12 protein-coding genes are annotated in these 14,671 nt (G+C 53.9%); 4 read left to right on the top strand and 8 right to left on the bottom strand.

Annotated features, from left to right (window positions below; all coding sequences use genetic code 11):
• Positions 1–6 precede the first annotated feature (6 nt).
• The 3 genes from dinF to WC7_RS00450 form a co-directional block, all read right to left on the bottom strand.
• Complete coding sequence (dinF, locus tag WC7_RS00440; RefSeq protein WP_016155348.1) at positions 7–1,326, bottom strand: MATE family efflux transporter DinF; 1,320 nt, start codon at positions 1,324–1,326, stop codon at positions 7–9.
• Between the two features lie 134 nt (positions 1,327–1,460).
• Entirely contained in the window at positions 1,461–2,069 is a 609-nt protein-coding gene (lexA, locus tag WC7_RS00445; protein ID WP_003826596.1) for a transcriptional repressor LexA, read from the bottom strand.
• Between the two features lie 109 nt (positions 2,070–2,178).
• Positions 2,179–2,547, bottom strand: a complete 369-nt coding sequence (locus WC7_RS00450) for a diacylglycerol kinase (protein WP_003826594.1) — start codon at positions 2,545–2,547, stop codon at positions 2,179–2,181.
• A gap of 171 nt (positions 2,548–2,718) precedes the next feature.
• Between WC7_RS00450 and plsB the strand changes: the two genes are divergently transcribed.
• A complete protein-coding gene (gene plsB, locus WC7_RS00455) occupies positions 2,719–5,139 on the top strand; it encodes a glycerol-3-phosphate 1-O-acyltransferase PlsB (RefSeq protein ID WP_016155347.1) in 2,421 nt (806 codons plus the stop codon).
• A 60-nt stretch (positions 5,140–5,199) separates the two neighbouring features.
• Here plsB and ubiA read toward each other — a convergent pair whose 3' ends face one another.
• The 5 genes from ubiA to malK all read right to left on the bottom strand — a co-directional run bounded on the left by ubiA (position 5,200) and on the right by malK (position 10,469).
• Positions 5,200–6,072 carry a 4-hydroxybenzoate octaprenyltransferase gene (gene ubiA / locus WC7_RS00460; RefSeq protein ID WP_003826589.1) on the bottom strand — a complete coding sequence of 291 codons (873 nt, stop codon included), beginning with the start codon at positions 6,070–6,072 and terminating at the stop codon, positions 5,200–5,202.
• Positions 6,073–6,085: 13 nt separating this feature from the next.
• Positions 6,086–6,583, bottom strand: a complete 498-nt coding sequence (gene ubiC / locus WC7_RS00465) for a chorismate lyase (RefSeq protein ID WP_016155346.1) — start codon at positions 6,581–6,583, stop codon at positions 6,086–6,088.
• A gap of 180 nt (positions 6,584–6,763) precedes the next feature.
• The gene (malM, locus tag WC7_RS00470; protein WP_016155345.1) at positions 6,764–7,711 is read right to left on the bottom strand and encodes a maltose operon protein MalM; all 948 of its coding nucleotides are present in this window, start codon (positions 7,709–7,711) and stop codon (positions 6,764–6,766) included.
• A gap of 113 nt (positions 7,712–7,824) precedes the next feature.
• Positions 7,825–9,183 carry a maltoporin gene (locus WC7_RS00475; protein ID WP_016155344.1) on the bottom strand — a complete coding sequence of 453 codons (1,359 nt, stop codon included), beginning with the start codon at positions 9,181–9,183 and terminating at the stop codon, positions 7,825–7,827.
• A gap of 176 nt (positions 9,184–9,359) precedes the next feature.
• Positions 9,360–10,469: a maltose/maltodextrin ABC transporter ATP-binding protein MalK gene (gene malK / locus WC7_RS00480; protein ID WP_016155343.1), complete on the bottom strand. Its 1,110-nt coding sequence runs from the start codon at positions 10,467–10,469 to the stop codon at positions 9,360–9,362.
• 359 nt (positions 10,470–10,828) lie between these two features.
• On the opposite strand from malK, the gene malE reads away from it, so the two are divergent.
• The 3 genes from malE to malG all read left to right on the top strand — a co-directional run bounded on the left by malE (position 10,829) and on the right by malG (position 14,656).
• The gene (malE, locus tag WC7_RS00485) at positions 10,829–12,019 is read left to right on the top strand and encodes a maltose/maltodextrin ABC transporter substrate-binding protein MalE (protein ID WP_016155342.1); all 1,191 of its coding nucleotides are present in this window, start codon (positions 10,829–10,831) and stop codon (positions 12,017–12,019) included.
• Positions 12,020–12,206: 187 nt separating this feature from the next.
• Positions 12,207–13,751: a maltose ABC transporter permease MalF gene (malF, locus tag WC7_RS00490; protein ID WP_016155341.1), complete on the top strand. Its 1,545-nt coding sequence runs from the start codon at positions 12,207–12,209 to the stop codon at positions 13,749–13,751.
• A gap of 14 nt (positions 13,752–13,765) precedes the next feature.
• Complete coding sequence (gene malG / locus WC7_RS00495; RefSeq protein WP_016155340.1) at positions 13,766–14,656, top strand: maltose ABC transporter permease MalG; 891 nt, start codon at positions 13,766–13,768, stop codon at positions 14,654–14,656.
• Positions 14,657–14,671 lie beyond the last annotated feature (15 nt).

The following is a 14,671-nucleotide window of genomic DNA, read 5'->3' as shown; positions in this document are numbered from 1 at the left end:
ATCCGCTCAGGCAAACCAGGTTCCATTACGCCAGTGACGCCGCCAGATAAAGGCCAGGGAAAGCCCACGCAACGCGAGAAAAACGGTTAACGCCAGCCACAAACCATGATTTCCCAGCAACGGTAAAGCCAGTAGCGTTAATGCGAACCCTGCTGCGGCAACGGCCATACTGTTGCGCATTTCTGCAGCCCGTGTCGCTCCAATAAACATACCGTCGAGCAGATAACACCACACCCCCACCAGCGGCAAAACCACCTGCCAGAAAAGATAGCGATCGGCCAACTGTTGGATTTGCGGCAGCGAGGTCAGCAGCGCAACAATCTGCTCGCCAAACAGGGCATAAACCAGCGAAAACAGAATAGCCACAATACCGGACTGTCGACAGGCCGCCCGCCAGACATCAAGCAACTGGCTGCCATCCCTCGCCCCATAGGCCTGACCCGAATGCGCTTCCACGGCATAGGCAAATCCATCCAGCGCGTAGGCGGTAAACGTCAGCAGAGTCATCAGAACGGCGTTAACCGCGATGATGTCGCCTCCCAAACGCGCGCCCAGAACCGTAATGGCCCCAAAGCAGAGCTGTAGCAGCAGCGAACGCAGCATGATGTCGCGGTTGAGCGCCAGCAAACGACGGAAGTTACCACGCCACGCCAGCTTCAACATTGCCAGCGAAATTCCACGCATATGCAGGACTTTGCGTACCATCATCAGGCCAATCAGCAGCGTGGCATATTCGGCAATCACCGTCGCTAACGCCGCCCCCTGCACGTTCATATGCAGGCCCATTACCAGCCATAAATCGAGCACAATGTTGAGAATATTGCCGACAATCAACAGGATAACTGGCGCGCGCGCATACTGAACGCCAAGCAACCAGCCGAGCAGCACCAGATTCGCCAGCGACGCAGGTGCGCTTAACCAGCGGATTTCCAGGAAACGTCGGGCCTGCTCCAGTACCGCCTCACTTCCGCCGACAATATGCAGAGCCAGCTCGATAATCGGCGTCCGAAACAGTGCGATAAGCAGCCCCGCGCCCAGCGCCAGCAATAGCGGCTGCACCAACGCGCGCGCCAGCGCCTGCGGATTTTTTGCGCCAAATGCCTGCGCGGTAAGGCCGGTGGTACTCATGCGCAAAAAAAGTAGCAGCATAAAGAGAAAGCTGGTCGCCGTGGCGCCAACAGCAACGCCGCCAAGATAGACCGGACTATCCAGATGACCAATCACCGCGGTATCCACCAGTCCCAACAGGGGAATGGTGATATTGGAGAAGATCATCGGTAAGGCGAGGTGCCAGAGTGCTTTATCAGAAGAGGTAAAGAAAGGCATACAGGAGAGCCTGAGAAGAAGTTAGATGTACTGAAAAAAGATGCTGTGTAGGCCCGGTAAGCGTAGCGCCACCGGGCAAGTTGCCGGATAACGATGTAAACGTCTTATCCGGCCTACAGGGAATCAACAGAAAATTACAGCCATTCACCGTTACGAATGACGCCTACCGCCAACCCTTCAATAGTGAAGTTTTGCTCGCGTAGGTCGACAACAATAGGTTTAAATTCGCTGTTTTCAGGCAGGAGTTCAACCTTGTTGCCCTGCTTTTTCAGGCGCTTGACGGTGACTTCGTCGTCGATACGGGCAACAACGACCTGACCGTTACGCACATCCTGAGTTTTATGCACAGCCAGTAAATCACCGTCCATAATACCGATGTCTTTCATCGACATACCGCTAACGCGCAGCAGAAAATCGGCGTTCGGTTTGAACAGTGAAGGATCGACCTGATAATGGCCTTCGATGTGCTGCTGCGCCAGCAGTGGCTCGCCTGCCGCTACGCGTCCGACAAGCGGTAACCCTTCTTCTTCTTCCTGCAGCAGTCGAATACCGCGCGATGCGCCGGATACAATTTCAAGGACGCCTTTACGCGCAAGCGCTTTCAGGTGTTCTTCAGCGGCGTTTGGGGAACGGAACCCCAAACGCTGCGCGATCTCCGCACGCGTCGGTGGCATACCTGTCTGGCTGATGTGATCCCTAATGAGATCAAACACCTCTTGCTGCCTGGCCGTTAACGCTTTCATTCCGCCCCCTGGGTGTATATACAGTTATGCTGTGAGTATATACAGCTAAAGGTGATTTTGGAACCGCAAACTGCACAAAAAACAGGAGATTTATGCAGTTGTGGAATCTTTATCGCAAATGCGACCACAACAGGATGCCCCAGGTGATCAGAGCGACAAAAATAGACAGCAATACCGCTGCCGAGCCCATATCTTTCGCCCGACCGGAAAGTTCGTGATACTCAGAGCCAATACGGTCAACCACCGCCTCAATCGCACTGTTGAGGATTTCAACGATCATCACCAGCATCACGGAACCAATCAACAGCACGCGGGTAATGGCATCGACGTCCAGCCAGCAGGCGATGGCTACGCCCAACAGTACGGCAACGCTTTCCTGGCGGAATGCCGCCTCATTGATCCATGCGGCGCGAAAACCTTTCCAGGAATAGCCTGCAGCTTTGATAATTCGGGTGAATCCAGTGGTATTATTGGCCATCAAAAAGAACCTTTTTACATTATTAGCGTCAATTTCATTGTAACGTTACCCCGTTTGTTTCAGGGTGTGGCAAAGCAGCGCGAAGTATGACCGGATACACCAGAAATTCACTAAACTTTCTGATATCCTTGCAGCGCATTTGCATTATTAACCAGAGGCTTTACATCGTTTATGTCCGGCTGGCCACGAATTTACTACAAATTACTGAATTTACCATTAAGCGTCCTGGTAAAAAGCAAGTCTATTCCGGCAGAACCTGCCCCGGAATTGGGGCTCGATACTTCGCGTCCCATTATGTACGTCCTACCGTACAATTCAAAAGCAGACTTGCTGACGCTGCGTGCCCAATGTCTGGTGCACGATCTCCCGGATCCCCTGGAACCGCTGGAGATAGACGGAACTCTGCTGCCGCGCTACGTGTTTATTCACGGCGGCCCGCGCGTGTTCACCTATTACACGCCGAAAGAAGAGTCCATTAAGCTGTTCCATAACTATCTCGACTTGCATCGCAGCAATCCAGACCTGGATGTGCAAATGGTGCCGGTTTCGGTGATGTTTGGCCGCGCGCCTGGGCGTGAAAAAGGCGAGGTCAATCCGCCGCTGCGCATGCTGAACGGCGTACAGAAATTCTTTGCTGTGTCCTGGCTGGGTCGCGACAGTTTTGTCCGCTTCTCCCCGTCGGTCTCCCTGCGTCGCATGGCGGACGAACACGGTACGGATAAAATCATCGCTCAGAAGCTGGCTCGCGTGGCGCGCATGCACTTTGCTCGTCAGCGTCTGGCCGCAGTCGGCCCGCGCCTCCCTGCCCGCCAGGACCTGTTCAATAAACTGCTGGCCTCAAAAGCTATCGCTCGCGCGGTAGAAGATGAAGCGCGCAGTAAAAAAATCTCCCACGAAAAAGCGCAGCAAAATGCCATTGCGCTGATGGAAGAGATTGCCGCCAACTTCTCCTACGAGATGATTCGTCTGACAGACCGTATTCTGGGCTTTACCTGGAACCGTCTGTATCAGGGGATTAACGTTCACAATGCGGAGCGTGTACGTCAGTTGGCGCACGATGGGCACGAAATCGTCTATGTTCCGTGCCACCGCAGCCATATGGACTATATGCTGCTGTCGTACGTTCTGTACCACCAGGGGCTGGTTCCGCCGCACATCGCTGCCGGTATCAACCTGAACTTCTGGCCAGCAGGTCCGATTTTCCGTCGTCTGGGCGCGTTCTTTATTCGTCGTACCTTCAAGGGCAACAAGCTCTATTCCACCGTTTTCCGCGAATACCTGGGCGAGTTGTTCAGCCGCGGCTACTCGGTTGAATACTTTGTCGAAGGAGGCCGTTCACGTACCGGGCGTCTGCTCGACCCGAAAACCGGCACGCTGTCGATGACCATTCAGGCGATGCTGCGCGGCGGTACGCGTCCGATTACCCTCGTACCCATCTACATCGGCTATGAGCACGTAATGGAAGTAGGCACGTACGCGAAAGAGCTGCGTGGCGCGACGAAAGAGAAAGAGAGTTTGCCGCAAATGCTGCGTGGCTTGAGCAAGCTGCGTAATCTGGGTCAGGGTTATGTCAACTTTGGCGAACCGATGCCATTGATGACTTACCTCAACCAGCATGTACCGGAGTGGCGTGAATCGATCGATCCTATCGAGTCCATTCGCCCAGCCTGGCTGACGCCGACGGTGAATAACATTGCCGCCGATCTGATGGTGCGCATTAACAATGCAGGCGCGGCCAATGCCATGAACCTGTGCTGTACCGCGCTGTTGGCCTCCCGCCAGCGCTCTCTGACCCGTGAGCAACTGACTGAACAGCTCGACTGCTATCTGAGTCTGCTGCGCAACGTGCCGTACGCGGCGGATTGTACGGTTCCTGCGCAGAGCGCCAGTGAATTGATCGACCACGCCTTACAGATGAATAAGTTTGAGGTCGAGAAAGACACCATCGGTGACATCATCATTCTGCCGCGCGAGCAGGCGGTATTGATGACGTATTACCGCAACAACATTGCGCATATGCTGGTTCTGCCTTCGTTGATGGCAGCCATTGTGACTCAGCATCGTCGTATTTCACGCGCCGCGCTACAGCAGCATATTGATGCGCTGTATCCGATGCTGAAAGCAGAGCTGTTCTTACGTTGGGAGCGTGATGAACTCGCCGGAGTGATTGACGAACTGGCCAGCGAAATGCAGCGCCAGGGACTGATCACCCTGAACGATGACGAACTGCATATCAATCCGGCCCGCTCCCGTACGCTACAGCTGTTGGCGGCGGGTGCTCGCGAGACGTTGCAACGCTACGCCATTACCTTCTGGCTGCTGAGCGCGAACCCGTCTATCAACCGTGGCACGCTGGAGAAAGAGAGCCGCACCGTGGCGCAACGCCTCTCCGTACTGCACGGCATTAACGCGCCGGAATTCTTCGATAAAGCCGTGTTCAGCTCTCTGGTGCTGACGCTGCGTGACGAGGGATTCATCAGCGATACCGGAGATGCCGAACCGGAAGAGACGATGAAGATCTATCAGATGTTGGCCGAACTGGTCACGTCAGATGTGCGTCTGACCATCGAGAGCGCCACACAGGGCGAGTAAGCATAAAAAAACCGGTCGAAATGAAATGACCGGTTTTTTATTTTGCAGGCTAAGCCAAACTCAAAAATGCCAGTAGCTCATCGCCAGCCCTAAGAACAGCACCAGACCGACGTAGTTATTGTTCATAAACGCTTTAAAACAGGCATCACGCTCGCGATTGACGATCAGTTTTTGCTGATATACAAATAGCGCGCCAGCCACCAGCAGAGACCAGTAATAACCCAGTCCCAGCCCGTTTAGCCAACCCACCAGCGCCATCAGCACCAGTACGCCCACCTGCAGGATACCAATGATCAGCTTGTCGTTTTGACCGAACAGAATCGCGGTCGATTTAATGCCGATCTTCAGGTCATCATCGCGGTCAACCATCGCATATTGGGTGTCGTAGGCCACCGCCCAGAGAATATTGGCGAGGAACATCAGCCAGCAGCTCAGCGGTACGGATTCGCTTACGGCGGCGAACGCCATCGGGATCGACCAGCCAAACGCCGCCCCCAGCACCACCTGCGGCAGGTGCGTATAGCGTTTCATGAACGGGTAAACCCACGCCAGCGCTAACGCCGCAACGGACAACAAAATGGTCATCGTGTTGAGCGTCAAAACCAGCAGGAAGGCCAGCAGTACCAATACGACGAACAGCGTTCGGGCCTCTTTTTCAGTGACGGCCCCGCTCGGCAACGGGCGATTTGCGGTGCGTTTAACGTGTCCGTCAAATTTCCTGTCGGCATAATCATTCACCACGCAGCCGGCAGCGCGCATTAACCAAACGCCAGCAACAAAAACCGCCAGGATCCACAATTGCGGCATGCCTGGGGTTGCCACCCACAATGCCCACAGCGTAGGCCAGAGCAGCAGTAAGGCACCGATTGGCTTATCCGTACGCATCAAGCGGTGAAATGCCAGCAGCTTATTCTGCGTCAGACTCCACTCCATCTTTATCTTCCTCTCAGTACAACGGCGATGCAGGTAGAAAAAGCTCGGTAAGCATCAGCGGCTTACCGCTCAGCCGCAGGCGGGAACGGCGCCCCCACAGCGCTGCATCGCGGCCAATCTCAATAAAATCTCGGGTCAATGTCGATGATGTAAACAGGTAGCGTCCGAGCGGGGTTTTTCCCAGATTTTGTAAGGCCAGCTCAGGGCCGCACAAGGTTGATTCAGGCACCACGGTCCGCCCGGCAAGCCAGGGTTCACCATCCGCGCATAACAGGATCTCACGTAACCAATAACGGGACTCTTTAGGCAGCAGCGGCAGCTCTTCAGGCACCTCATTTTGCCCAACGAATGCTTCGCGAATCAACGTTACGGTGACCTGTTTTCCCTGCTGCTCAAAACGTTTAGTCATGGAATCTTCCAGTAACAACCAGTCGAGCAGTTGGGCGTCCAGCGCCGGGATCGCATCAAAATAACGCAGCGCACGCAGTTGCGTTAACGCAGGGTGTGGCATGCCTTACTCTCCGATTTATAACTTGAAGGCATTGTATCGCAGAAAATGCATTACGGGGTGAGCAAACACAATTAAGTGATCGCCAGAGCAACATAAGTGTAACAATTAGCACCGAAGGATAAAAAAAGGTGCGCCAGGAGACGCACCAGTTGTTGCAAAATCAACAATGCGGGGCGATGTTTACCCCTTGCCTTTTACACTGCTGATAAAGGTGGATCGGGCAGATTTGGATCCCAGACGCTCAGCTTCATCAAGCAGCTTCAGCGCTTTATCGACATCGCCTTTCGCAACGGCATCCTTAATGCCCTGGTTAAAATAACTTTCCGTGTCGTTCAGCATCGGCTCACTTTTCTTCACCGGTTGTGGCGCTGGAGCCGCAACGGCTGCTGCCGGAGCCGCATAGGTCACAGCTGGCGCGGCGGTATTGCCCACCGTGACAGGACCAGGGCCGGATGAGCCAAATAGCGGCCCGACCAGAACACTGGAGGAGGAGCTGGTTTTGACTTTCAGTTTCAGTAAACCGTCGGTGGTATGACGGGCGATCGGGTCTGGAATATCCGGAATAGCGTTACCTACGCCCTTGGCATAGGCTTTTGCCGGGTCAAGCAGGGTTGTGGTCTGCTGGAGATCTTTATCAGTGGTAAAGACCAAAACATAGAGTTTTTGCTGACCCAGCGCTGGCGTCAGACGCATTACCCCTTCCAGACGATCGGCACTCATCACACCGGGCTCCTGGTAGGTAAAATAGCTGCTGGGGAAGAACGCAGATGGCGTCATGTTTTGGTCAAGAATTAATACGTTTGGCGCAAATACGCTGGTTTGTTTATTCACTTCACTGGACAGCGTCAGAGTGAGCTCGCCAATATTCGCCGGGACGCTATACGCAGCGACCGGGCCGGTAATACCGGCGACATCCAGACGCTGACCCGCTGTCGCAAGCGGCGAAGACTGGGTTTTGGATTGATCAACAGGCGTCCAGGTTAACTGCTGCAGCGCCGCAGTGGGAATAGATGGGGCCGCGGTGGTGTTCTGCGGAACAATATTCACATCGGCCAGGCTGATGCCAGGAGCGCTGGCAAATAACCCTGCAGATAAACAAAGGGCAACGAGACTTTTCTTCATTTTCATTGTTATCACCTCAGATAGCATGGGTTCAGCGGTGGCCAGGCAATAGCGCGCTAAACCGTAATCAAGAGGGGCTTGCGCCCCTCTTTCGGTCTTTACGTCAGGTTAGTGCTGAATTACCACCAGATTTCCATCTGGGCACCGAAGGACCACTCATCGTTGTCGCCACGGCTGGTTGTGCTGAGACCAGAGTTCGTTGCCGCTGCGAATTTGGTTACGTCGTTACCATTTTTGATGTAACCCCACTCTTCATCCCATTTTGCATAGGTTGCGAAGACGCGGATTGCCGGACGAGACCAGATGCTGTCACCCGCCTGCCATTGTTGGGCCAGGGTGATTTTGTACTGGCTGTTGCGATCGCTGGTCTGCTGAGATTTGACGTTGTCGTAACCGACTTCCAGCAGGGTGCTCATGATTGGCGTCCATTTATACATCGGGCGAATACCGACGGTGTACCATTCGGTCCCCAGGTCGTTATCCATGTCGAGGTTCTGGTACATACCGACGTACATCAGGTCCCACTTGTCGCCCAGGGAGATTGCACCGTGGTCCAGCACGCGGAACAGGCTACCGTTGTTATTCACAACATTGTTGGCATAGTTGGTTTTAACGCCAGTAACCGGATCTTCAATGGTCGTAGTGGAAGAACCATAAGACCCCTGGTTCAGGCCTTTGCCCTGGGTGGTCATGGAATCTGTGGCGTACTGAACGACAAACTTGTTGTAGCCCTTCAGCATGCTCTGGGTATGTTCAGCGGTGAACATCCAACCATCTTTAGATGCGCCGTCCGCCAGCCTGTAATCATCGGTGGTATTCGCGCGACCATAGTCAACGCCCAGTTCCAACATCCCATCCGGGTTAGTTGCCAACTGCGCTAAACGAACGTCAAATACATCGTTCGCGGTGTCTTTGGTACGATCATAGATATTCTGGCTGCTGAAAGCGTATGAACCGCCCGCTTCCTGTGAACGGCTCGCTGCCAAAGACAGTTTACCGAAGCCCAGATCGATGTTTTCAATACCGGCGCCAGGACCTGAAATATCCCAGTAGTAGAAGTCGATCATGTGTACGTCATGACGCTGGTAGAAGCGCTTACCGGCCCAGATAGTGGAGCCTGGCAGCCATTCAATCAGGTTTTTACCCTGCACGTTTGCTTCACGGAATGCCGGGTCTGTGCCTTCCCAGTCATTCTGCTGTGCGACGGAGTAAGCAACGTTGGTGTCGAAGTAGAAGCTCTTATCGCCTTCTTTCCACACTTCCTGACCTAATTTGATTTCCGCATAGGTTTCACATTCGTTACCGAGACGGTATTTACTTTGTGCACCGGTTGCCTGGAAACACTGTTGTTCACCGCCACTCCCTGTCCAGCCAATACCGGAACGAGCGTAACCGTGGAAATCTACAGCCATTGCCTGAACAGACATAATGCCTGCTGCTACAGCAACCGCCAGAGGGAGTTTGCGCAGAGTAATCATCGTTCTATCTCCTGAGATCATTGCTTTTCTTTAAACGCGTCCCCCTTCGGGCTGCCTCTTTGTTGGCTGCGTTCTTTCACCCCAGTCGCGTACTCTTTGTACACTCCCGGGGATTCATTTACTTGCCGCCTCGATGTAGCTTCGAATGGCTTTGCGTTTCGTTTTTTATGGGGACCTTAAACGCCCGGCTCTTGATGCAACCGACGACATGCAGTGCCATCCTCACGGAACAGATGGCAACGCTCTGGCGGCAGGCCGATGGCGAATGTGGCACCCTCTTCTACCAACACCACGTCGTTCTGGCGGTAAACCAGGTTTTGACGGATGGCGGGGATCTGGATATGAATTTGAGTTTCGTGACCAAGCTGCTCGACCACCTGCACTTCACCTTCGAGGGTGACATCGGCGATATCGCTGGGCAGCAGATGTTCCGGGCGGATACCTAAAGACATGTTGGCACCAACCTGTACCGCATGGCTGTCCACTGGTAGCCATATTTGCTGGCGGTTGGGCAGTTCAACCTGCACCTGATCGATGGCCGTCCCGGTGACTTTCACCGGCAGGAAGTTCATCTTCGGCGAACCAATAAAGCCCGCCACAAAGCGGTCAGCCGGATAGTGGTATAGCTCCAGCGGTTTGCCGACCTGCGCCACGCGACCAGCATCCAGCACCACAATTTTGTCGGCCAGCGTCATCGCTTCGACCTGATCGTGGGTGACGTAAATCATCGTGCGGCCAAGACGTTTATGCAGGCGGGAGATTTCAATACGCATTTGCACACGCAGAGCGGCGTCGAGGTTCGACAACGGTTCATCCAGTAGGAATACGCGCGGCTCGGCGACCAGCGTTCGGCCAATCGCCACACGCTGACGTTGTCCGCCGGAAAGCGCTTTCGGTTTACGCTCCAGCAGGTGCGCCAGTTGCAGAACTTCCGCGACCTGATTCACGCGCTGATTCATCACCTCTTTTTTTGCGCCAGCCAGTTTGAGGCCAAACGACATGTTTTCTGCGACGGATAAATGGGGATACAACGCGTAGGACTGAAAGACCATGCCCACGCCGCGTTCGGCGGGGGGAATGTCGTTCATCCGGGTCTCCCCGATAAACAGGTCGCCACTGGTGATGGTTTCAAGTCCGGCGATCATACGCAGCAAGGTCGACTTACCGCAGCCTGACGGTCCGACAAACACCACGAATTCCCCTTCGTGAATGTCGAGATTGATATCTTTCGATACCACCACGTCACCCCAGGCTTTCGTTACATTTCGCAGCTGTACGCTCGCCATGCCCTTCTCCCTTCGTTACAACCTGCCATCGACAGCAACATTCATGATGGGCTGACTATGCGTGATCCCTTGACTGCGTGAATCCTCCACCCCCGGCTTTTTTATGGGGGAGGAGGCGGGAGGATGAGAGAACAGCGTCTGAGACCCGGGCCGTACGCCGCGGAGGAATTTCGTGATGCAGCCTGCAAAAATCAGTGGGTTTTTATGTGCGCCAGTACGCAATACTCACATTTATGTAACACAGATCACATAAAGAGCGGGTGGGGCGTAGGGGTAAGGAGGATGGAAAGAGGTTGTCGTATAAAGAAACTAGTAACCGTTAAGCCACCTCTGCAAAATCACCAAACAGGATGGGAACTATGAAAATCAAAACTGGCGCACGCATCCTCGCATTGTCTGCATTAACGACGATGATGTTTTCCGCCTCGGCTCTCGCCAAGATTGAAGAAGGTAAGCTGGTTATCTGGATTAACGGCGACAAAGGCTATAACGGCCTCGCTGAAGTGGGCAAAAAATTCGAGAAAGACACCGGTATCAAAGTCACCATTGAGCACCCGGACAAACTGGAAGAGAAGTTCCCACAGGTTGCCGCGACTGGCGACGGCCCGGACATCATCTTCTGGGCACATGACCGTTTTGGCGGCTACGCTCAGTCTGGCCTGCTGGCTGAAATCACCCCAGATAAAGCGTTCCAGGACAAACTCTATCCGTTCACCTGGGATGCCGTACGCTATAACGGCAAACTGATTGCCTACCCGATCGCGGTTGAAGCGCTGTCACTGATTTACAACAAAGACCTCGTTCCGAACCCGCCAAAAACCTGGGAAGAAATTCCTGCGCTGGATAAAGAACTGAAGGCGAAAGGAAAATCCGCGCTGATGTTCAACCTGCAAGAACCGTACTTCACCTGGCCGCTGATTGCCGCCGACGGCGGTTACGCGTTCAAGTTTGAAAACGGCAAGTACGACGTGAAAGACGTGGGCGTGGACAACGCGGGCGCAAAAGCGGGTCTGACCTTCCTGGTTGATCTGATCAAGAACAAACACATGAACGCGGATACCGATTACTCCATCGCCGAAGCGGCCTTTAACAAAGGTGACACCGCGATGACCATCAACGGTCCGTGGGCGTGGTCCAACATCGATAAGAGCAAGGTGAATTACGGCGTTGCCCTGCTGCCAACCTTCAAGGGTAAACCGTCCAAACCGTTCGTGGGCGTTCTGAGCGCAGGTATCAACGCTGCCAGCCCGAACAAAGAACTGGCAAAAGAGTTCCTCGAAAACTACCTGCTGACCGATCAGGGTCTGGATGAAGTGAATAAGGACAAACCGCTGGGCGCGGTTGCGCTGAAATCCTTCCAGGATCAGTTAGCAAAAGACCCGCGTATCGCGGCCACCATGGATAACGCCCAGAAAGGCGAGATCATGCCGAACATCCCGCAGATGTCCGCATTCTGGTATGCCGTTCGTACCGCAGTGATCAACGCTGCCAGCGGCCGTCAGACCGTCGATGCCGCGCTGAAAGATGCACAAGGTCGTATCACCAAGTAATACGGTTTCCCTTATTTCTTAGGGAATCAGGTTTATTGAATACGTTGTTACGCGAAATCATTCGCGCTACATCGAGGCGGCAAAGAGGCAAATCCCCAGGAGCTTACATAAGTAAGTGACTGGGGTGAGCTTCCGCAGCCAACAAAGAGGTAGTGCGAAGGATAAAGCGTAAAGAGGATTGATCCCCATGGATGTCATTAAAAAGAAACACTGGTGGCAAAGCGACCGGCTGAAATGGTCAGTGATGGGTCTGCTTGGGCTGCTGGTCGGTTACCTTGTTGTTTTGATGTATGCTCAGGGGGAGTACCTGTTTGCCATCATGACGCTGATTTTAAGCTCTGCTGGCCTGTATATTTTTGCTAACCGTAAAGCCTACGCCTGGCGCTATGTTTACCCAGGCGTTGCAGGGATGGGGCTGTTTGTCCTGTTTCCGCTAATTTGTACTATCGCAATTGCCTTTACCAACTACAGCAGCACCAACCAACTGACCTTTGAACGTGCTCAGGAAGTCCTGATGGACCGTTCTTATCAGGCGGGGAAAACCTACAACTTCGGCCTGTATCCGGCGGGTACGGAGTGGCAACTGGCCCTCACCGACGGAGAAACCGGCAAGAATTATCTCTCCGACGCCTTTAAATTTGGCGGCGAACAGAAACTGCAGTTGAAAGAAGCCGAGGCGCTGCCAGCGGGCGAACGTGCGACGCTGCGTGTCATTACGCAAAATCGCCAGGCGTTAACCCAACTCACCGCCATCCTGCCGGATGAAAGCAAAGTGATTATGAGTTCACTGCGCCAGTTTTCCGGCACGCAGCCACTCTATACGCTCGCTGATGACGGCACGCTTACCAACAGCCAAAGCGGCGTAAAATACCGCGCCAACAACGATATTGGTTATTATCAGGCAATTAACGCTGACGGTAGCTGGGGTAACGAAAAACTCAGCCCAGGCTATACCGTTGCCATCGGTTGGGACAACTTCGCCCGCGTATTTACCGACGAAGGCATTCAGAAACCGTTCTTCGCCATCTTTGTCTGGACGGTGGTCTTCTCCGTTCTGACCGTAATCCTCACCGTGGCCGTGGGGATGGTACTGGCCTGTCTCGTACAGTGGGAGTCTCTCAAAGGCAAAGAGATTTACCGTGTCCTGCTGATTCTGCCGTATGCCGTACCGTCGTTTATTTCGATTCTGATTTTCAAAGGGCTTTTCAACCAGAGCTTCGGTGAAATCAACATGATGCTGAGCGCGCTGTTTGGCATCAAACCGGCCTGGTTCAGCGACCCAACTACCGCGCGTTCGATGATTATTATCGTCAACACCTGGCTTGGTTACCCGTACATGATGATCCTGTGCATGGGTCTGCTTAAAGCGATCCCTGACGACCTGTATGAAGCGTCGGCGATGGATGGTGCAGGTCCGTTCCAGAACTTCTTTAAGATTACGTTGCCACTGCTGATTAAGCCGCTGACGCCGCTGATGATCGCCAGCTTCGCCTTTAACTTTAACAACTTCGTGCTGATTCAACTGTTGACCAACGGTGGTCCAGACCGTCTTGGTACCACCACGCCAGCAGGCTATACCGACCTGCTGGTGAGCTACACCTACCGTATCGCCTTCGAAGGCGGCGGTGGTCAGGACTTCGGTCTGGCGGCGGCGATTGCCACGCTGATCTTCCTGCTGGTCGGTGCGCTGGCCATCGTGAACCTGAAAGCCACGCGTATGAAGTTTGATTAAGGGAGACAACGAACATGGCTATGGTACAACCCAAATCTCAGAAACTGCGTCTCTTAACAACGCACTTGCTGCTGCTGATTTTCATTGCAGCGATCATGTTCCCGCTGCTGATGGTTATCGCTATCTCGCTGCGTGAAGGTAACTTTGCCACCGGCAGCCTGATCCCGGAAAACATCTCCTGGGAACACTGGAAACTGGCGCTGGGCTTTAGCGTTGAACACGCGGATGGCCGCGTGACGCCGCCGCCGTTCCCGGTGCTGTTATGGCTGTGGAACTCGGTGAAAGTAGCCACCATTACCGCGATCGGTATCGTGACGCTTTCCACCACCTGCGCTTACGCCTTTGCCCGTATGCGCTTCCCGGGCAAAGCAACCCTGCTGAAAGGGATGCTGATATTCCAGATGTTCCCGGCGGTGCTGTCTCTGGTCGCGTTGTATGCTTTGTTTGACCGCCTGGGCCAGTACATTCCGTTTATTGGTCTTAACACTCACGGCGGCGTGATCTTCGCCTATCTCGGCGGTATTGCACTGCATGTGTGGACGATTAAGGGCTATTTCGAAACCATCGACGGTTCGCTGGAAGAAGCGGCCGCGCTGGATGGCGCAACGCCATGGCAGGCATTCCGCCTGGTGTTGCTGCCGCTTTCCGTTCCGATTCTGGCGGTCGTGTTTATTCTGTCTTTCATTGCCGCAATTACCGAAGTACCGGTCGCATCACTGCTGCTGCGTGATGTGAACAGCTATACCCTTGCGGTAGGTATGCAGCAGTACCTCAATCCACAGAACTATTTGTGGGGCGACTTTGCCGCCGCAGCTGTACTTTCAGCCATTCCTATCACTCTGGTGTTCCTGCTGGCACAGCGCTGGTTGGTCAACGGACTGACGGCGGGTGGTGTGAAAGGTTAAGTTTTACCGAAGTAA

This window comes from Citrobacter sp. KTE151 (genome assembly GCF_000398845.1).
GTDB classification, from domain to species: domain Bacteria; phylum Pseudomonadota; class Gammaproteobacteria; order Enterobacterales; family Enterobacteriaceae; genus Citrobacter; species Citrobacter braakii.
The sequence above is the reverse complement of the archived record's forward strand: the minus strand, read 5'-3'. Positions and strand labels throughout refer to the sequence as shown.